Here is a 19,022-nt window from a genome sequence, read left to right on the forward strand (position 1 = left end):
TGGTGCGCAAGCATGCTCGCTCGATTGCCAAGGCGTGGAGTGGCGCATGAACACCATCAAAGAAAGAGTGCTTCGCGGGCTGGAGGCGGTTGACGCTGGCCGTCCTCTGGTTGGCCTGGTAGACCAGATTCTGGGCGATTACCCAGACCTTTACTCGCTGGCGAGTCAGCATGCTGCACGGATCGTGCGCAAGCACACCGGCAAATCGATGGATCCCCGGTTTGTCTGGTGGCATCAGTTCAATACGTCAAGCTCCAGCCCCCGGACATTCACCGGGTGGCAGCACAGTGGTCCGCCGCAGAAGTCGATGGTGTTGACGGAGCTGGTGCTTGAACGCTTTGACCTGTATTTCCAGGATGCCAGTGACGAGCTCGACCAGCGCGGTGGCTTCTATCTTCAAGGGCCCCATGCCATGGCCTTTGACGAGCGCAATGAAGTGCGGATGCTGGGTAGCGAGGTGCAGAAGGATTTATGGGCACTGGATTTCGCAGCGCTGTACCGCGAACAGGTCGAGCGCTTCTGGTTGGTCAATGGCAAACATTTTTCTGCGCTGGCCAAAATCAATCTGTTGGGGCAGGGCGCGGCAGCGCTGCGTGATGGCCGGATCACCACGCTGGATTGGCAGCGCCTGCATCCGCTGATCTGTGCAACCCTGACGGTAGGTCAATTGCCGACGCTTGACCAGTTGCAGCAAGCCGGCAATAGCACGCTGACGGTGAACCGTTACGCATTTGTCGAAGGGGATCGGGGCTGCCTTTACAGCCTGCACGCATCAGATGGTCGGGCATTGGTCTACATGCCGTGGGCTGAAGAGGCGCTCAGGGGGTTTGATTCGGAGCTGGCAATGGCCAGCTGGGTGCGTGCGCAGTTGCAGGTGCCGAACACGCTGGAGGCATTTGTGGTTAGCGCGCACAGCAACCCCCGTGATCGCTCAATCAACCAGTTGGTCAGGGTGCACCTGCAGGGTATTGCTGACAGCCGATCCGATCAGGCTGGGCTGCTTGCCCTGTCGCTGTTCAAGCGTCCGCTCAGCCGCGACCTGTTTGTCTGGTTGGCCAGCCAGGCCACTGCGGAAATGCGCCGCAACGGGCAATTGCTGCAGGATAACGCCAGTTTGCGCAAGGCGATGTGCAACGGCTACCTGTCGGCGTTCCTGAATGTGTTTGGCGGGCTTGCGCCATTGGGTTGGCCTATCTCGTTGATCCTGCTTGGCGCGACCCTCGGCAAGGTCGCGCTCGATGTGGATGAAGCCCTTCACGCCTCCACTGAGCAGGAACGCAAAGCCGCTCTGCGCGCGGCGATGATCGAGAGTGTATTCGCGACCTTCAACTTGGTGGACAGTGCGTTTGCGACCAGCTTTGCTTCGCTGGCGTATGAAGCGCCGCCTCACGAAGCCAGTGCCAGGCTGGTGGATTGGCATCCGGTGCAGGCACCCACGCTGGCCGTGGAGGGGCAGGAAAGCAATGCTTTACTCGCAGGCGAGATGATACAGAGCGGGCGTTTGCGTGGCATCCGGGTCAACCCGGATGGCAGTTGCTGGATCAGCCTTAATGGCCTTGTCTACCGGGTGCGCTATAGCCACGAACTGGGCGTGTGGCTGGTGGTGCCGGCTGACAATATCTTTGCCTTTGGCCCGCTGCAGCCTGTACGGCTGAATGCAGCGGGCGAGTGGGAGCTGTTGGCGCCTCCCCGTTTGTCTGGTGGTAGTCCACTGGCCACGGAGGGTGTGCCCAGCAGGCGTTCACCGTTCTGGGACGCCTACACATCCATCGATGAAAGGCAAAGCACGCGGCTGGCCGAGGTTGCCCTGGCGCGCCAGAAGGCGTTGCTGGAGAGATGGCCGGTTGCCGAGTTACCGCGTGGACAGGCACCGGGTGTTGATGAGCGAGGGCTGGATTGCGTGAAGGTTGGTGGCCGGCCTTACTATTCTTACCGCTATGGCCCTGAGTACTTCAATGCGCTGATTGAGTGGTACACCAGCAACGAGTCGACTGTGAATAATGTATTTCGTGCCGGGCGATATCAGTACGGCGACGAAGACAGCTACATCAACGACCTGGCCGATAGCCTGGGGCTGCTGCCCAAAAGTAATGAGGCTACCTTGTACCGTGGTGGGCATCGTTCGCGCGGCACCAGTGGCGAATATTACCGAAATGGCCACTTGCGACTCGGAGATGTACTGGTCAACACCGACCTGACTTCATTTACCGAGAACCCCTACAAAGTTACAGAGTTTGCCTGCCTTCCGTTTGCCCAGGCGCCGGGTGGATTGCCAGGGCTGTTCGATGACAGTTCGGTGGTGTTTGAGTTGGCGGCTGGGCGTTATCGTGGGGCAACGCCGATCAGTGCGTTTTCCATTTACTGGAAGGAGGGCGAGACGTTGTTCCTGCCGGGTAACTATTTTCGCATCGAGGGCTTGGAGCAGGTGTATGGCGAGCATTACCGCTTTATCAAGGTGACGCTGGGGCAGACCAGCAGGCCAGCGTCGGGGCCTGTATACGACTTGCGCACTGGGCTGCCATTTGATGAAGTTGCCTATCGGGCGCAGTTCCATAACCCGTCATTGGTGCAGCGCTTCTTCCCTGGCTGAGAAAAGCCTTCAGGCTTGCTTGATGAGCAGCGCTACACCGGGGAAATACTGCCCTAGCGCGTTGTGCAACTTTCGGTAGGCATAAGGGAAATACCAGGCGATGGCGCAAGCGGTGTGCTTTTGCAGGTCATCGACCAGGTCCTGAAGTTCTTCCGGGCTGGCGTGCTGGCCGGCCTTCCACGGGCTGATAAACAACGCCCCGGCTTTCAACTGGCTGGGGTACGCCACTTGGCGGGCGAGGGTGGCGGTTTGCTGCAAGGCGGCTGCCATGTCCAGCCGGGCGAGCTTCGGCCAGCGCTGGCTGACGCTGAGGTACAACGCCTCGTTGGCGCTGCTGATCGAAAGGTCGCAGCGCCCTTCATTTTCGCCTTCGTCTCGCTGCTTCTTGCCCGCAAACTGTTGCAGTGCCGCCAGTTCGGCTTGCCAGGCCGCCGCTGCCAGCAGCCCGGTGTTGGTGCTCGCGCCGTGCCAGTAAGGGGCTTCGGCATCGCCGGCAAACTGGTTGAAGCGGTCGATACAGTCGACCCAGCGCTCCAGCACGGGCCTGATGAACTCAAGGTTTTCATTGTTAATGATCTGGCCTCGCATGCTGCGCTCTCCTGTTGTAATTGTGGTGGCGTAGAGTCGAGAGTGATGGCTATGTGATATCAGTGTGGCACAGGCTGGCGAATTGGCCATTGATTACCGCGTTGCCTGTTCGTCCCCTGTGGCGCCCGCTTCGATTGACGCTCCGGGTACAACCCTCTAACCTTCGCGCGTGTTTCAGGTGCCCTGCCAGCCCCGACTGGGCAGGGTGAAACTGGGAAGCCGGTGGGCGCCAGCAGGCGCGATTCCGGCGCTGCCCCCGCAACGGTAGGTGAGTCGCGGCCGCGCAGGGCCACTGGGTACAGGTACCCGGGAAGGCGCGCAGGCCCGGGCAAAGGCCCGCTCACAAGCCCGGAGACCGGCCTGTTACTGCCAACGGCATCACGGAGGGTGATGCGCGGTGCACCGTGGCGCCCTGCCATGGCCCCTGCGCGTTCTCCGTTTGCCTGCCTATTACCTGTCACCGTGCGTTGTCACGGTGTCAGCCTGCGGAGAACCCTGATGAGCGAATCCACCGAACGTGACGAACGCCACCTGGCGCGCATGCAGCGCAAGAAGGCGGTCATCGACGAACGTATCGCCAATTCCCCCAACGAATGCGGCCTGCTGCTGGTGCTGACCGGCAATGGCAAGGGCAAGAGCAGTTCGGCCTTCGGCATGCTCGCACGCGCGCTGGGCCATGGCATGCAGTGCGGTGTTGTGCAGTTCATCAAGGGCCGTAACAGCACCGGCGAAGAACTGTTCTTCCGGCGCTTCCCCGAGCAGGTGCGCTACCATGTGATGGGCGAGGGCTTCACTTGGGAAACCCAGGATCGCCAGCGTGACATCGCTGCCGCCGAAGCCGCTTGGGCGGTGTCGCGCCAGCTGCTGCAAGACCCGAGTGTGCAGTTTGTGGTGCTGGATGAGTTGAACATCGCCCTCAAGCACGGCTACCTCGACCTGGACCAGGTACTGTCCGACATCCAGGCCCGCCCGCCGATGCAGCATGTGATCGTCACGGGGCGTGCGGCCAAACCTGAAATGATCGAACTGGCCGATACCGTGACCGAGATGGGCATGCTCAAGCACGCCTTCCAGGCTGGCATCCGCGCACAGAAGGGCGTCGAACTGTGAGTCAACCTCGCCATTGCCCCGCTGTTTTGATCGCGGCGCCGGCCTCTGGCCAAGGCAAGACTACCGTCACCGCAGCGCTGGCCCGCCTGCACCGCAACCACGGGCGCAAGGTGCGCGTGTTCAAGTGCGGCCCGGACTTCCTTGACCCGATGATCCTGGAACGCGCCAGTGGCGCACCGGTGTACCAACTGGACCTGTGGATGATCGGTGCCGAAGAAAGCCGTCGCCTGCTGTGGGACGCCGCCGGCGAGGCCGACCTGATCCTGATCGAGGGGGTGATGGGGCTGTTCGACGGCACCCCCTCCAGCGCCGACCTGGCGCGCCACTTCAGCGTGCCGGTGCTGGCAGTGATCGACGGCACGGCCATGGCCCAGACCTTCGGTGCACTGGCCTTGGGCCTGGCGCGCTACCAGGCTGACTTGCCGTTTGCCGGGGTGTTGGCCAACCGGGTGGGCAGCCTGCGCCATGCGCAACTGCTGGAAGGCAGCCTGACCCAAGGATTGCGTTGGTATGGCGGCTTGTCGCGCGAGCGCGGCATCGAGCTGCCCAGCCGCCATCTTGGGCTGGTCCAGGCCAGCGAGCTGAACGACCTGGATGCCCGTCTGGATGCTGCCGCCGAAGCACTCGGGGCCAGCTGCGACGCTGCCTTGCCACCGCCGGTGGGCTTTGCCGAGCCCGAAACACAAGCGTGTGTTGCCACGTTGGCGGGTGTGCGCATTGGTGTGGCACGCGACGAAGCGTTTGCCTTTACCTACGCGGCCAACCTCGAACTGCTGCGCAACCTCGGGGCGCAGCTGGAATTCTTCTCGCCGTTGCATGACCGCGAACTGCCGGCGGTGGACAGCCTGTACCTCCCGGGTGGTTATCCCGAGCTGCATCACCATGCCCTGGCCGCCAATGCGCCAATGTGCGAGGCAATCCGCGCCCATCACGCTCAGGGCAAGCCGTTGCTGGCCGAGTGCGGAGGCATGCTGTACCTGCTCGATGCCTTGACCGACGTGGCAGGTGAGCGTGCCGAACTATTGGGCCTGCTGCCAGGCGAGGCAACCATGCAGAAGCGCCTGGCGGCCCTGGCGCTGCAGGCGGTAGAGCTGCCGGAGGGCACCTTGCGTGGTCATACCTATCATCACTCGCTGACCAGCACCGCGCTGGAACCGATCGCCCGTGGCCTTAGCCCTAATGGCGGGCGTGGCAACGAAGCGGTGTATCGTCAGGGCCGGCTGACGGCCTCATATGTGCACTTCTACTTCCCTTCCAACCCGGATGCGGCGGCGGCGCTGTTGCGGCCATGAGCGAGCATGCCTTCAGCGACGCCGAGCGCGCCGCGATCTACCGGGCCATTGGCGAGCGACGCGACATGCGCCATTTTGCAGGTGGCCAGGTGGCGCCGGAGCTGCTTGGCCGTTTGCTGGGCGCCGCGCATCAGGCGCCCAGTGTCGGGCTTATGCAACCGTGGCGTTTTATCCGCATCACCCAGCGTGACCTGCGCGGGCGCATCCAGGCGTTGGTGGAGGCGGAGCGGGTACGCACCGCCGAGGCATTGGGTGAGCGTTCCGATGCCTTCATGAAGCTGAAGGTTGAAGGTATCAACGACTGTGCCGAGCTACTGGTGGCGGCCTTGATGGATAACCGGGAACCGCACATTTTCGGCCGCCGCACGCTGCCGGAAATGGACCTGGCCTCGCTGGCCTGTGCCATCCAGAACCTGTGGCTGGCCGCGCGTGGCGAAGGGCTGGGCATGGGCTGGGTGTCGCTGTTCGACCCGCAGGCTTTGGCCGCTTTGCTGGGCATGCCGGCAGGCGCCAAGCCGGTGGCGGTGCTATGTCTGGGGCCAGTCACCGAGTTCTACCCGGTGCCGATGCTGGTGCAGGAAAACTGGGCCGAAGAGCGGCCCTTGAGTGAAATGCTTTACGAGAACCAATGGGGAGAGCGTCAATGAGCGTGGCCTTGCTGACCGTGGCCGGGGTAGCCCTGGACGCTTTGCTGGGCGAGCCGCAGCGACGCCACCCGTTGGTGGCTTTCGGCAATATGGCCAGTAACCTCGAGCGCCGCCTGAATGCCGGCGGGCGCGGCTGGCGTAGCCATGGCGTGAGCGCGTGGATTTTGGCGGTGGTGCCGCTGACCCTGGTGGCGCTGGTCCTGTCGTGGCTGCCTTACATCGGCTGGCTGGTGGATGTGCTGGCGCTGTACTGCGCCGTGGGGCTGCGTAGCCTGGGCGAGCATGTGCTGCCGGTGGCCAACGCGTTGCGCCAAGGCGACCTGGAAGAGGCGCGGCGCCGCGTTGGCTATCTGGTCAGCCGCGAAACCCGCGAGCTGGACGAGCCAGCGGTGGCCCGGGCAGCCACCGAGTCGGTGCTGGAGAACGGCAGCGATGCGGTGTTCGCCGCGCTGTTCTGGTTTGTGGTGGCCGGTGCGCCGGGCGTGGTGCTGTACCGCCTGTGTAACACACTGGATGCCATGTGGGGCTACCGTAATGAACGCTTCGAGCGTTTCGGCTGGTGCGCGGCGCGTATCGACGACGTGCTCAACTATATTCCCGCAAGGCTGGTGGCGTTGACCTATGCGCTGCTGGGCAAGACCCGTCAGGCCCTGGCCTGCTGGCGCAAGCAGGGCCCCCTGTGGGACAGCCCGAACGCCGGGCCGGTGATGGCTGCAGGTGCCGGTGCGTTGGGTGTGGAACTGGGCGGCCCGGCGGTGTACCACGGTGAGCTTCATGAGCGGCCGCGTTTGGGCGAGGGGCCAGTGGCCGATGCCGACGCCATCGAGCGCGGGTGGGCCCTGGTGCAGCGTGGTGTGTGGTTGTGGCTGTTGTTGATCTGCCTGGGGGCTTACATCAATGCTTGAACACGGTGGCCGCCTGCTGCGCGCGGTGCAGCAGTACGGCATTCCTCGCGCGCATTGGCTCGACCTGTCCAGTGGCATCGCGCCCTGGCCATTCCCGATCCCTCCGATCCCTGTTGATGCGTGGGCCCGTCTACCGGAGACCGAGGACGGCCTGGAAGAGGCTGCACGCACATACTACGGTGCCAGCCAGCTGCTGCCGGTAGCGGGCTCTCAGGCCGCGATCCAGGCTTTGCCGCTGTTGCGCGCCGCTGGCCGGGTAGGGGTGCTGACACCGTGTTATGCCGAGCACCCGTACGCTTGGCAGCGGGCGGGGCATCAGTTGGTTGAGCTGCACGAGGCGCAGGTCGATGCAGTGCTCGATAGCCTCGACGTGCTGGTGCTGGTCAACCCCAACAACCCGACCGGGCGGCGGGTGTCGCGTGAGAAACTGCTGGGCTGGCATGCGCGCCTGGCTGAGCGCGGCGGCTGGCTGCTGGTTGATGAGGCGTTCATGGACAACACCCCGGCAGACAGCGTGGTGGACTGCACGGGTCGCGAGGGCCTGATCGTGCTGCGCTCATTCGGCAAGTTCTTCGGCTTGGCCGGGGTGCGTCTGGGTTTCGTCGCCGCTGAGCGCAGCCTGCTGCAACGCCTGGCCGAGTTGCTCGGCCCGTGGACCGTCAACGGCCCGACTCGGGTGCTGGCCCAGGCAAGCTTGGCCGACGAAGCTGCGCAGCGCGTGCAGACCGAACGTTGTGCCGCCGCCAGTCAGCGCCTAGCCAGATTGTTGGCTAGCACTGGCCTGGCGCCAAGCGGCGGTTGCGACCTGTTCCAGTATGTGAGCAGCGAGCGCGCCGCGGCGTTGCATGAATTTCTCGCCCGTCGCGGCATTCTGGTGCGCCTGTTCGAACACCCGCCGGCCGTGCGCCTGGGGCTACCCGAGTGTGCGGCGGACGAACAGCGCCTGGCCCAGGCCCTGGCGGACTATCAAAAGGAATCGGCATGACCACTCTCATGGTGCAAGGCACCACCTCCGATGCCGGCAAGAGCACGCTGGTGACCGCACTGTGCCGCTGGCTCTTGCGCCAGGGTGTCGCTGTGGTGCCGTTCAAACCGCAGAACATGGCGCTGAACAGCGCGGTAACCGCCGACGGCGGTGAGATCGGCCGCGCCCAGGCGGTGCAGGCCCAGGCGTGCCGGCTGGCGCCGCACACTGACATGAACCCGGTGCTGCTCAAGCCCAACAGCGACACCGGCGCCCAGGTGATCATTCATGGCCGCGCAGTCACCAGCATGAATGCGGTGGCCTACCACGACTACAAGGCCATCGCCATGCAGGCGGTGCTGGCGTCGCACCAGCGCTTGAGTGCCGCCTGGCCGGTGGTCATGGTCGAAGGCGCCGGGTCACCGGCAGAGATCAACCTGCGGGCCGGCGACATCGCCAACATGGGCTTTGCCGAAGCGGTCGATTGCCCGGTGATCCTGGTCGCCGACATCAACCGTGGCGGCGTGTTCGCGCACCTTGTTGGCACGCTGGAACTGCTTTCGCCCAGTGAACAGGCGCGGGTCAAAGGCTTTGTCATCAACCGCTTCCGTGGCGACATCGCCCTGTTGCAGCCGGGGCTGGACTGGCTGGAGCAACGTACCGGCAAGCCAGTGCTGGGCGTGCTGCCATACGTCACCGACCTGCACCTGGAGGCCGAAGACGGCATCGATGTGCGCCAGGGCGCCAAAAGTGAGCGTGTGCTCAAGGTGATCGTGCCGGTCTTGCCGCGCATCAGTAATCACACCGACTTCGACCCGCTGCGCCTGCACCCGCAGGTGGACTTGCAGTTTATTGGCCCGGGGCAGCCGATTCCGGCTGCCGACCTGATCATCCTGCCGGGCTCCAAGAGCGTGCGTGGCGACCTGGCGCAACTGCGCGAGCGCGGTTGGGACAAAGCCATCGAGCGGCACCTGCGCTACGGCGGCAAGCTGATCGGCATTTGTGGGGGCCTGCAGATGCTGGGCCGTGAAGTGCATGACCCGCTTGGCCTTGAGGGGCCTGCCGGGTCGAGCCCGGGGCTTGGCCTGCTGGATTTCGCCACGGTGCTCGAAGCCGAGAAGCAGTTGCGCAACGTTGCCGGGTTGCTGAACCTCGAAGCGGCGCCGGTTGCCGGTTATGAGATTCATGCAGGCGTTACCACCGGCCCCGCGCTGGAACAGCCTGCCGTGCAACTGGCCGATGGTCGTTGTGATGGCGCTGTAAGCGATGATGGGCAGATCCTTGCCACCTACCTGCATGGCCTGTTCGAGGGCGGCGACTCGTGCGCCGCACTGCTGCGCTGGGCGGGCCTGGACGATGTGCAGACCATCGATTACGAAGCCTTGCGCGAGCGCGATATCGAGCGCCTGGCAGACCTGGTGGAAAAACACCTGGACACCATGCGCTTGCGCCAACTCTGTGGGGTGGCCTGACATGCACAGCCTGATCCTCGGTGGCGCCCGCTCTGGCAAAAGCCGCCTCGCCGAACAGCTGGCCAGCGCCAGTGGCCTGCCGGTGACCTACATCGCCACCAGCCAGCCGCTGGATGGTGAAATGAACGAACGCGTGTTACTGCACCGCCAGCGCCGCCCTGCTGATTGGGGGCTGATCGAAGAGCCGCTGGCCCTGGCCGCTGTACTGCGCACCGAAGCGGCCGAAGGCCGTTGCCTGCTGGTGGACTGCCTGACCCTGTGGCTGACCAACCTGCTGATGCTCGAAGACGACCAGCGACTGGCTGACGAGCGTGACGCCCTGCTGGCCTGCCTGGAGCAGTTGCCCGGGACACTCATTCTGGTCAGTAACGAAACGGGCCTGGGCGTGGTGCCCATGGGCGAGTTGACCCGGCGTTATGTCGACCTGGCCGGCTGGCTTCATCAGGCTGTGGCCGAGCGTTGTCAGCGTGTGGTGCTGACCGTGGCCGGCCTGCCCTTAATGCTTAAAGGACCTGTACTATGACTCAAGCCTGGTGGCGTGATGCCTGCCAACCCCTCGACAACGCCGCCATGGACCAGGCCCGCGCCCGTCAGCAGCAGCTGACCAAGCCTGCCGGTTCGCTTGGTCAGCTTGAAGGCCTGGCGATTCAGCTGGCCGGCATGCAAGGGCGTGAACGGCCGACCCTGGATCAGGCCGCCATCACTGTTTTTGCCGGTGACCATGGTGTGGTCGAGGAAGGTATCTCAGCCTACCCGCAGGCGGTGACCGGGCAGATGCTGCGCAACTTCGTTGGCGGTGGTGCAGCGATCAGCGTGCTGGCGCGCCAACTGCAGGCCAGCCTTGAGGTGGTCGACCTGGGTACCATCGACCCTGATCTGGATCTGCCTGGTGTGCGCCACCTGCGCCTTGGGGCCGGTACTGCCAACTTCGCGCGCCAGCCGGCAATGACCGAAGGCCAACTGCAAGCTGCTCTGCAGGCTGGCCGCGACAGCGCGCTGCGTGCTGCCGAACAGGGTGCGCAGCTATTCATCGGTGGCGAGATGGGTATAGGCAACACCACGGCCGCCGCCGCCCTGGCCAGCGTCCTGCTGGGCTGCCCGCCTGCTGAACTGAGCGGCCCGGGCACAGGCCTGGACAGCGCGGGTGTGCGGCACAAGGCCGAGGTCATCGAGCGCGCGTTGAGCCTGCATACGTTGCAGGCTGCAGACCCTTTGCAAGCATTGGGCTGCGTCGGTGGGTTCGAGATCGCCGCGCTGGCGGGGGCCTACATCGGTTGCGCACAGGCGGGTATCGCCGTACTGGTGGACGGCTTTATCTGCAGCGTTGCCGCGCTGGCTGCGGTGCGCCTCAATCCGCAGTGCCGCGTGTGGTTGCTGTTCGCTCATCAGGGCGCAGAACCTGGGCATAACGCGTTGCTCGAGGCATTGCAGGCTGACCCGCTCCTGGCGCTGGGCCTTCGTTTGGGCGAGGGCAGTGGTGCTGCGCTGGCTGTGCCGCTGCTGCGCCTCGCCTGTGCGCTCCACGCGCAGATAGCGACGTTCGCCGAAGCCGCCGTGGCGGACCGTCCGGCATGATTCTCGACCTGCTGCGCCACGGTGAAACCGAACAGGGCGGCCTGCGCGGCAGCCTTGACGATGCGTTGACTGACAAGGGCTGGGCGCAGATGCGGGGTGCCGTGGCAGAGGCGGGGCCCTGGCAGGTGCTGGTCAGCTCGCCACTGCAGCGCTGCGCACGCTTTGCCGATGAGCTGGGGGCGCAGTTGAATCTGCCGGTCCAGCGAGAACCCCATCTTCAGGAGCTGCATTTTGGCGACTGGGAGGGCCGAAGCGCCGCGCAGATCATGGAAGACCAGGCGGATGCACTGGGGCGTTTCTGGGCGGACCCTTACGCCTTTACGCCGCCCAATGGCGAGCCAGTCGAGGCGTTTGCCGAACGTGTACTGGCTGCTGTCGAGCGGCTGAGCCGTCAGCATGCCGGCAAGCGCGTATTGCTGGTCACCCATGGCGGTGTGATGCGGCTATTGCTGGCCCGAGCCCGTGGCTTGCCAAGGGCGCAGCTGTTGCAGGTTGAAGTCGGGCACGGTGCGCTGATGCGGCTGATACCGGGTGACGATGGCCAGTGGGTCGAGGCGTGCTGAGGATGTTGCCATTCTGGATTGCCCTGCAGTTTCTCAGCAGCCTGCCCGTGAGCCTGCCAGGCATGCCAGCACCACGCGAAATGGGGCGTTCACTGCTGTTCTACCCGCTGGTCGGGCTGCTGTTCGGCCTTCTGCTGTGGTTTGCCAGCCATCTGCTGCAAGGTACGCCAGCACCGTTGCATGCAGCGTTGCTGTTGACGTTGTGGGTATTGCTCAGTGGTGCCTTGCACCTGGATGGCCTGGCTGACAGTGCTGACGCCTGGCTGGGCGGTTTCGGCGACCGTGAGCGCACCCTGCAGATCATGAAAGACCCTCGCAGCGGGCCAATTGCCGTGGTCACGCTGGTGCTGGTGCTGTTGCTGAAGTTCTGTGCCTTGTGGGTGCTGGTGGAGCAAGGCATCGGGGCCCAGTTGCTGCTGGCGCCGCTGATCGGTCGGGCGGCAATGTTGGGTTTGTTCCTCGGTACACCCTATGTACGCTCGGGTGGCCTGGGACAAGCCTTGGCGGATCATCTGCCGCGTCGTGAAGCCTCATGGGCTTTGCTGGGCAGCAGTGTCGTGTGTCTGGTTGCAGGTGGCTGGGGCGCGTGCTGGATACTGTTGCTGGCACTCGCTGTATTTGCAGGGTTGCGGCAACTGATGTGCCGACGCCTTGGCGGGACCACCGGGGATACCGCTGGCGCGATGCTGGAGTTGCTGGAGCTGGCCGTGATACTGGGTTTGGCCATGGGGCTTTGAGTGCCGGTTGCTGTCACCTCTAGGGGCGAAATCTCTTGCAACACCTATGACACGGGTATATACACGTATCCATGCTGACCAGTGAATGCATCTGTACCCATCTACGTCGTGCCGCCCGTGGGGTGAGCCGGCATTATGACGAAGCGCTTGCCGGCTTCGGGGTGAATGTCGCCCAGTTTTCCCTGCTGCGCCATCTGCAGCGGCTTGACCGTCCCAGTATCACTACCCTGGCCGAAGCCATGGGCCTGGAACGCAGCACCTTGGGTCGTAACCTGCGGGTGCTTGAGGCCGAGGGGTTGCTGGCCCTGGTGGATGGCGATGACCAGCGCAATCGCGTAGTGCTGCTGACCGAAGCCGGTAAGCAGCTGTTGTGTGACGCTCATCCAGCTTGGGAGCAGGCACAAACGGAGCTGGTGGAGCGACTGGGGGTAGAGCAGCGGGATGAACTGGTGCGTTTGCTGGGCCAACTGGCCTGAATTGATACGACTGTAAGCGGGTATATACGCGTAAACCTTGCGATGTGCTGGAGATAACGACAATGACTTCGGTGTGGCGAACCAGCGGTTGGGTATTGGTGGGGGCGGCGTTCATCCTGGCGCTTTCCTTGGGTGTACGGCATGGCTTTGGCCTGTTCCTGGCGCCGATGAGCGCCGATTTTGGCTGGGGGCGTGAGGTGTTCGCCTTTGCCATTGCCTTGCAGAACCTGATCTGGGGGCTGGCCCAGCCCTTCGCCGGTGCCTTGGCCGACCGCCTGGGTGCAGCGCGGGTGGTGATCATCGGCGGCATTCTCTATGCCGTCGGTTTGATCCTGATGGGCATGGCCGATTCTGCCTGGTCGCTGTCGCTCAGTGCCGGCTTGCTGATTGGCATCGGCCTGTCCGGCACCTCGTTCTCGGTCATCCTCGGCGTGGTCGGGCGTGCTGTGCCTGCCGAGAAGCGCAGTATGGCGATGGGGATCGCCAGCGCCGCCGGTTCGTTTGGCCAGTTCGCCATGCTGCCCGGTACCTTGGGCCTGATCCAGTGGTTGGGTTGGTCGGCCGCGTTGCTGGTACTGGGCCTGATGGTGGCGTTTATCGTGCCCTTCGTCGGCCTGCTGCGAGACCGCCCGCTGCCCAGCCATGGCGCCGAACAGACCCTGGGTCAGGCGTTGCGCGAGGCGTGCTCGCATTCCGGCTTCTGGTTGCTGGCGCTGGGCTTTTTTGTCTGTGGCTTCCAGGTGGTGTTCATTGGCGTGCACCTGCCGGCCTACCTGGTAGACCAGCACCTGGCCGCGACCACGGGTACCACGGTGCTGGCGCTGGTTGGCCTGTTCAATATCGTGGGGACTTTCACCGCCGGCTGGCTCGGTGGGCGCATGTCCAAACCGCGCCTGTTAACCGGGCTTTACCTGCTGCGTGCAGTCGTGATCGTGCTGTTTCTCTGGGCGCCGGTCAGCGCGTTCAGCGCCTATCTGTTCGGCATCGCCATGGGCCTGCTGTGGCTTTCCACGGTGCCGCTGACCAATGGTACCGTGGCCACGCTGTTCGGGGTGCGCAACTTGTCCATGCTCGGCGGTATCGTCTTCCTGTTCCACCAGTTGGGCGCTTTCCTGGGTGGCTGGTTGGGCGGGGTGGTGTATGACCGCACCGGCAGCTACGACCTGGTCTGGCAGATCTCCATCCTGCTCAGCCTGTTGGCCGCCGCCCTCAACTGGCCCGTGCGCGAACGCCCGGTTGCCCGCTTGCAGGCCCAGGCCGCATGAACCGCTATCTGGCCCGCGGGCTGCTGGCCCTTGCTGCTCTGGCGCTGTTGGCGCTGGTGTGGTGGGGCTGGCATCAGGGAGGGATGGCGTTGATGCAACTGGGCATGAGTGTTTGTTAGGCGCTACCCTGCAAGCTCAAGGATTGTCTTGCGGGAGAAACGAATCATGCGTGCACATTGGTTGATGGTGCCGGTGCTGGCCTTGCTTGCCAGCACATCGAGCTGGGCTGCCGATTGCCCGGCATTATTGCAGGGCAGCCTGCCGGAATTGCGTGGGAAGGGTCAGGTTGACCTGTGTCAGCGCTTTGCCGGCAAGCCTTTGGTGGTGGTCAATACGGCCAGCTATTGCGGTTTTGCACCCCAGTTCGAGGGGCTTGAGGCGACGTACAAGGCGTATCACGAGCAAGGCCTGGAGATGCTGGGCGTGCCGTCCAATGACTTCAAGCAGGAAGACGCCGACAGCGAGAAGACCGCCAAGGTGTGCTATGCCAACTACGGCGTCACCTTCACCATGACCAAGACGCAGCCGGTACGGGGCAAGGATGCGATACCACTGTTCGCTGAATTGGCCAGCCAGAGCAGTGCGCCGAAGTGGAATTTCTACAAATACGTGGTGGACCGTAAGGGTAAGGTGATTGGCAACTTCTCCAGCCTGACCAAACCGGATGACCCGGAGTTCCGGGCTGCAATCGAAAAGGCCATAGCGTCGCAGCGGTGATGCAGTCCTTTGGCTGCTCTTGCTCTTGCTCTTGTTTCGGCTTTTGCTTCTTAAGCGCGCGATCGTTCGGCCTCCTGAAGTCGCGAAGATCAAGAGCGGGAGATGCGTCCGCTGTTGTTACTTCACTTCGCATGCACCGTAATCGCCACCAGCCGCACCACCAGCGGCCTCACCATCAACACACATACAAACGCCACCGGCATTGCCAATTGATAGGCCTTCAGCACATTGCTCAAGTACGCCGGGTTAACGCCGGCATTGGCCGCAGTGATCACGAAGCACATCAGCAGTGCCATGATTGACGACATGTAAAAGGCGAAAACGTAGGGCGTGGCGCCCGGGTGCAATTTGCGTCGGCTGCGCGACTGGGACAGGTTGCTCATGCGAACTCCTGAAAAGTAAGTGGATGCGCAGGTTAGCAACGCACCTGTCGGCACCTGTAGACCCGCAGTATTGAGTTCTTTATAAAGAGATTCTTACGAATCCAAGGGCTCAAAATGGACCTGCTCAACGCTATCCGCAGTTTCATCAAGGTTGTCGAAGCCGGCAGCATTGCCGCTGGCGCCCGCAATCTGGGGCTCAGCCCGGCAGCGGTCAGCCAGAACCTGGCCCGGCTGGAGGGCCACTTGCAGGTGCGACTGCTCAGCCGCACTACACGCAGCATGGCTGTGACCCCCGCTGGCGCCCAGTATTACGAGCGTGTGAAGCACATCGAACGTGACCTGGCGCTGGCCGAACAGGCGATCACTACCCCAGACAGCGAGCCCCAGGGGCGGCTGTGTATTGCCTCGACTTCCGCCTTTGGCCGTCACGTCCTGGCTCCGCTGATCCCCGCCTTCAGTGCCCGCTACCCACTGCTTTCGATAGAGTTGGTAACGACTGATCGCCGGGTAAACCATGCGCGTGAAGACGTCGACGTGAGCCTTCGCATTGCCCCTCAGCTGGAGGACCAGCTAATGGCCCGGCACATTGCCCGCATCCCGTTCATTTGCTGTGCTGCGCCCGGTTACCTGCAAAACGCCGGTGTGCCTGCCACGCCCGAGGCGTTGCGCGAGCACCGCTGTCTGGTGTTCCGTTATCCGGTGGACGGGCGCTTTTTGCGCTGGGGTTTCATGCGCGACGGGCTGCGTTTCGAGGCGGAGTTCGGCAGTGTATTGATCAGCGATGACATCGATGCCCTGACCCAGATGGCCCTGCACGAGGGTGGCATCACCCGCCTGGCCGAGTTCATCGTGCGGCCGCACCTGGCCTCTGGAGCGCTGGTGCCCTTGTTCGAATACAGCGACAGCGGCCAGGCCTACGCCCAGACTGAGCCCATGGACATCTACTTGTGCCTGGCCGACCGCTTTGCCATGACCACCAAGGTGCGTGTGTTCATGGATTATCTGCGCGAATGCCTGGGCGACAGTTGGCAGGTGCAGGCATGAAAAAACCGCCACGCGGGCGGTTTTCCATGATGCGGGTACGAATCAGAAGCGGTAGGTGAGCGAAGCACCGATACCGTGGGCGCTGTTCTCGTACTTGGCCTGGTAGCGGCCTTTGGTTGCGCTCGCCAGATTGACTTTGGTGTCTTCTTCCCACAAGTAGGAGTAGGCCACGTCGATGGTCATGTCGTCGTTCGGGCTCCAGCCAGCACCCAGGCTGAACACTTTGCGGTCGCCAGTCGGGATACGTGGCGAACGGTCGTGGTTGTTGGTCGGAGACTGGTCGACGGTGAAGCCGGTGCGCAGCACCCACTCCTTGTTGACCTTGTACGACGCACCAATCGCGTGAGCCCAGGTGTCATGCCAGTTCTGCTCTTCGCTGATGGTCTGGAATGCCGAGCCTGCCAGTGGGGCTGGGACATCGTTCTGCACGGTGATGTCCTTCAGGCGGCTCCAGCGGGTCCAGGTGCTGCCTGCGTACAGGGTCCACTGGTCGTCCAGCTCGTGGGTAACCGAGAGGTCGACCGATTCAGGCGTCTTGATCTTCAGCGTGGCGTCGAACTTGTTGCCGTTGAACGGCCCGATCAGCGGGGTGCTGACGCGAGTCTTGCCTTCGAGCTTGTAGTCGACCATCGAGTGGTAGGTCAGGCCGACGCGCGTGCGGTCGGTGGCCTGTACCAGGACGCCGATGTTGTAGCCAACGGCGGTATCGTCACCCTTGATTTTCACTTCGCCGTCGTTACGACCAGGCGTGAACGGGTTGATCAGGCTCGAGCCCAGTTCGCCCTTGATATGGTTGATCGTAGGGCCGAAACCGATCGAAATCTTGTCGTTGAAGGCGTAGCTGACGGTTGGCTGGAAGGTGACTACCTCGACGTGGCTCTTCTTGCCCCAGTAGCGTGCGGCGTCATCGCTGCCGTAGTCGGTTACCAGGCCGAACGGTACATAAACACCGAAACCGACGCTCCAGTGATCGTCGATCGGCTTGACGTAGTAACCCATGGGTACGCCAACGAAAGGCACCATGTCACCATCGGTTTCCCCCCCGAGGTTGCTACCCGGGCCCGAGATGTCGGACTTGGCAATGACGGCAGCGCCGCCCACGGTGAATTGTTCGCGTTTGAGGCGGGACATGCCTGCCGGGTTGCCAAACACGGTGCTGGCATCTTCGGCAGAAGAAGAACGTCCCGCGAAACCTGTCCCCATGCTGCTGATGCTCTGCTCGTTGAGCGCGAAGCCGCTGGCGAGCAGTTGGCTGGAAGCAAGAGCAACGGCTACGCCGAGGGAGGTTTTGAGCATTACTTTTTTCATTATTAGAAAACTCCTTGGGATCTCCGGGGCGAAAAGCTACCAACAAATCACGCGTCGCGCCATAGGCTCGATCGCAGAAGATAGAGCGCTTTTGTAGGACAATCCGACCAAAATTCCCTTTTTTCCGGTAATGTTGTAGGACGCTTCTTAAGATGCTTGTGGCAATTTCTGATCTATGCAGGTATGCCAGGCGCGGGTGAAGTCGCGCAGACGGCCTTGTGGGTTGAAAATCTGCCGCCAGATTCGTGCCAGTGCCAACAAATCGTCTGCGGCGGGCAGCGTTGTGGCCTGCTCTTCGACGAGCATCCAGGCAATGGCGGTGGAGTAGCGCAGGTTGACGGTGAGTTCCAGGTGCGGGCCGCCGAGAAAGGCGTGCTGGCTTGCCAGGCCGCGGATCAAGCTGGCCAGGTCGGGGTCACGGGCAAGGTAGTCATCCCAGAGCGCCTGGTGACGGTGCTCGCCGATTCGGTAAAGGCCGTGCCCACGGCGGTCGTGCAAGGCTGACCCGAGAGCTGACTGGCTGGCTGCGATGCCCAGCAGCAGGGCCTCGGCGCTGGCGCAGTGACGGTTCAGGTAGACCAGGGTCGGTCGGATCACATACTGACACAATTCATTCGCCGCGATACCCATGATGCCCTCGAGCAGATAAGGGCCGGACGGGCGCTGGAGCTTGGCAGCTGGTGAAGGATCAGGCCCGCCGGAAGCGGTAAGCACCGCTCGAGTTGAAGTGTAGTGTGATAATCATGGTGTAAAGAGCTGTTTTTAAATCGATTGCTGCCTGACGTAACGAGCTATATGCCCGCAGGCAATTACGCCAAGAACGTTCAGGCAGGCTTGCGGTAGGGTAATTCAGCGCTTGAATGCCACGGTATTCGCCGCTCACGCGGTGAGCGACTGCCGGGTTCGGGCGATGACCGCCTGCAGCGGTTCATTGCGGCTGTACTGTTCAGGGTACAGGCGCTCGGTGTGGCAAGCGACGCCGTGTTCGTCTACCAGGGTGAAGCTGAAGCTGCCCTTGCGTGGGGCAACGATAAGGCACTTCAACGGCGAGAAGGCCTGGGAGAGGGTGCCAATGGCAGCCTGAATCTGATGATGGGTATGCATATTGTTGGAGGTTCCTGCTTTAAACACGGGGGATATGATCCGTGCATGATAGAAACGTTCCAGTGACGCCTTTATTAAGGGACGAACGAACCTGACTGGAACAGGGCAGCCAGAGGGAGCGCAATCAAAAGTGGGCGCTTGGGCTGACTGGTAGGTACTTCGGAAGGCAGGCAGCACGCCGGGGCCAAGGTTCTAGGCCATCGGGGTGGAATCCTGATCAATCTGTCACGTGATTCGTGCTTGAGCAGCCTGAGGCTGGCGAGGGAATCATCGATTGGGCCG

21 protein-coding genes and 1 riboswitch are annotated in these 19,022 nt (G+C 63.0%); of the genes, 16 read left to right on the forward strand and 5 right to left on the reverse strand.

Annotated elements, in window-relative coordinates; genetic code table 11:
- Positions 1–46 precede the first annotated feature (46 nt).
- Positions 47–2,590, forward strand: a complete 2,544-nt coding sequence (locus QQL85_RS03070; protein ID WP_284355134.1) for a dermonecrotic toxin domain-containing protein — start codon at positions 47–49, stop codon at positions 2,588–2,590.
- Positions 2,591–2,599: 9 nt separating this feature from the next.
- On the opposite strand, the gene QQL85_RS03075 is transcribed toward QQL85_RS03070, so the two are convergent.
- The gene (locus tag QQL85_RS03075) at positions 2,600–3,178 is read right to left on the reverse strand and encodes a hypothetical protein (RefSeq protein WP_284355135.1); all 579 of its coding nucleotides are present in this window, start codon (positions 3,176–3,178) and stop codon (positions 2,600–2,602) included.
- 159 nt (positions 3,179–3,337) lie between these two features.
- A riboswitch (cobalamin riboswitch) is annotated at positions 3,338–3,556 on the forward strand.
- 120 nt (positions 3,557–3,676) lie between these two features.
- On the opposite strand from QQL85_RS03075, the gene cobO reads away from it, so the two are divergent.
- From cobO to QQL85_RS03145, 14 genes are all read left to right on the forward strand, one after another.
- Positions 3,677–4,288 (forward strand): cob(I)yrinic acid a,c-diamide adenosyltransferase, encoded by a 612-nt coding sequence (gene cobO / locus QQL85_RS03080; RefSeq protein WP_152954129.1) that lies wholly within the window; start codon positions 3,677–3,679, stop codon positions 4,286–4,288.
- Positions 4,285–5,580: a cobyrinate a,c-diamide synthase gene (locus QQL85_RS03085; protein ID WP_284355136.1), complete on the forward strand. Its 1,296-nt coding sequence runs from the start codon at positions 4,285–4,287 to the stop codon at positions 5,578–5,580. The genes cobO and QQL85_RS03085 overlap by 4 nt, the downstream gene beginning before the upstream one ends.
- Positions 5,577–6,227, forward strand: coding sequence for a 5,6-dimethylbenzimidazole synthase (gene bluB / locus QQL85_RS03090; protein ID WP_284355137.1), 651 nt, complete (start codon positions 5,577–5,579; stop codon positions 6,225–6,227). The genes QQL85_RS03085 and bluB overlap by 4 nt, the downstream gene beginning before the upstream one ends.
- Positions 6,224–7,132, forward strand: coding sequence for an adenosylcobinamide-phosphate synthase CbiB (gene cbiB / locus QQL85_RS03095; RefSeq protein ID WP_284355138.1), 909 nt, complete (start codon positions 6,224–6,226; stop codon positions 7,130–7,132). The genes bluB and cbiB overlap by 4 nt, the downstream gene beginning before the upstream one ends.
- Positions 7,125–8,117: a threonine-phosphate decarboxylase CobD gene (cobD, locus tag QQL85_RS03100; protein WP_284355139.1), complete on the forward strand. Its 993-nt coding sequence runs from the start codon at positions 7,125–7,127 to the stop codon at positions 8,115–8,117. The genes cbiB and cobD overlap by 8 nt, the downstream gene beginning before the upstream one ends.
- A complete protein-coding gene (locus QQL85_RS03105) occupies positions 8,114–9,568 on the forward strand; it encodes a cobyric acid synthase (protein ID WP_284355140.1) in 1,455 nt (484 codons plus the stop codon). The genes cobD and QQL85_RS03105 overlap by 4 nt, the downstream gene beginning before the upstream one ends.
- A gap of 1 nt (position 9,569) precedes the next feature.
- Complete coding sequence (cobU, locus tag QQL85_RS03110) at positions 9,570–10,091, forward strand: bifunctional adenosylcobinamide kinase/adenosylcobinamide-phosphate guanylyltransferase (RefSeq protein ID WP_284355141.1); 522 nt, start codon at positions 9,570–9,572, stop codon at positions 10,089–10,091.
- Positions 10,088–11,143, forward strand: coding sequence for a nicotinate-nucleotide--dimethylbenzimidazole phosphoribosyltransferase (gene cobT, locus QQL85_RS03115; RefSeq protein ID WP_284355142.1), 1,056 nt, complete (start codon positions 10,088–10,090; stop codon positions 11,141–11,143). Before cobU ends, cobT begins: the two co-directional genes overlap by 4 nt.
- Complete coding sequence (locus QQL85_RS03120; protein ID WP_284355143.1) at positions 11,140–11,706, forward strand: histidine phosphatase family protein; 567 nt, start codon at positions 11,140–11,142, stop codon at positions 11,704–11,706. The genes cobT and QQL85_RS03120 overlap by 4 nt, the downstream gene beginning before the upstream one ends.
- Before the next feature lie 2 nt (positions 11,707–11,708).
- Positions 11,709–12,443, forward strand: coding sequence for an adenosylcobinamide-GDP ribazoletransferase (locus tag QQL85_RS03125; protein ID WP_284355144.1), 735 nt, complete (start codon positions 11,709–11,711; stop codon positions 12,441–12,443).
- Between the two features lie 71 nt (positions 12,444–12,514).
- Positions 12,515–12,919, forward strand: a complete 405-nt coding sequence (locus QQL85_RS03130; RefSeq protein ID WP_284355145.1) for a MarR family winged helix-turn-helix transcriptional regulator — start codon at positions 12,515–12,517, stop codon at positions 12,917–12,919.
- 62 nt (positions 12,920–12,981) lie between these two features.
- Positions 12,982–14,184, forward strand: coding sequence for an MFS transporter (locus QQL85_RS03135; RefSeq protein WP_434482144.1), 1,203 nt, complete (start codon positions 12,982–12,984; stop codon positions 14,182–14,184).
- Positions 14,181–14,303 (forward strand): hypothetical protein, encoded by a 123-nt coding sequence (locus tag QQL85_RS03140; RefSeq protein ID WP_284355146.1) that lies wholly within the window; start codon positions 14,181–14,183, stop codon positions 14,301–14,303. Before QQL85_RS03135 ends, QQL85_RS03140 begins: the two co-directional genes overlap by 4 nt.
- A gap of 46 nt (positions 14,304–14,349) precedes the next feature.
- Positions 14,350–14,901 carry a glutathione peroxidase gene (locus tag QQL85_RS03145; RefSeq protein WP_284355147.1) on the forward strand — a complete coding sequence of 184 codons (552 nt, stop codon included), beginning with the start codon at positions 14,350–14,352 and terminating at the stop codon, positions 14,899–14,901.
- Positions 14,902–15,023: 122 nt separating this feature from the next.
- Here the strand turns inward: QQL85_RS03145 and QQL85_RS03150 are convergent, their stop codons facing one another.
- Positions 15,024–15,284 (reverse strand): DUF2798 domain-containing protein, encoded by a 261-nt coding sequence (locus QQL85_RS03150; RefSeq protein WP_284355148.1) that lies wholly within the window; start codon positions 15,282–15,284, stop codon positions 15,024–15,026.
- Between the two features lie 114 nt (positions 15,285–15,398).
- Between QQL85_RS03150 and QQL85_RS03155 the strand changes: the two genes are divergently transcribed.
- On the forward strand, positions 15,399–16,328 hold the full coding sequence (locus QQL85_RS03155; RefSeq protein ID WP_284355149.1) for a LysR family transcriptional regulator: 930 nt from the start codon (positions 15,399–15,401) through the stop codon (positions 16,326–16,328).
- Positions 16,329–16,370: 42 nt separating this feature from the next.
- On the opposite strand, the gene QQL85_RS03160 is transcribed toward QQL85_RS03155, so the two are convergent.
- The 3 genes from QQL85_RS03160 to QQL85_RS03170 form a co-directional block, all read right to left on the reverse strand.
- On the reverse strand, positions 16,371–17,636 hold the full coding sequence (locus QQL85_RS03160) for an OmpP1/FadL family transporter (RefSeq protein WP_284355150.1): 1,266 nt from the start codon (positions 17,634–17,636) through the stop codon (positions 16,371–16,373).
- Positions 17,637–17,783: 147 nt separating this feature from the next.
- Complete coding sequence (locus QQL85_RS03165; protein ID WP_284355151.1) at positions 17,784–18,266, reverse strand: hypothetical protein; 483 nt, start codon at positions 18,264–18,266, stop codon at positions 17,784–17,786.
- Positions 18,267–18,515: 249 nt separating this feature from the next.
- Complete coding sequence (locus QQL85_RS03170; RefSeq protein ID WP_284355152.1) at positions 18,516–18,740, reverse strand: hypothetical protein; 225 nt, start codon at positions 18,738–18,740, stop codon at positions 18,516–18,518.
- Between the last annotated feature and the right edge of the window lie 282 nt (positions 18,741–19,022).

Origin of the sequence: Pseudomonas putida, assembly GCF_030159595.1 — a bacterium.
Lineage (GTDB): Bacteria > Pseudomonadota > Gammaproteobacteria > Pseudomonadales > Pseudomonadaceae > Aquipseudomonas > Aquipseudomonas putida_AC.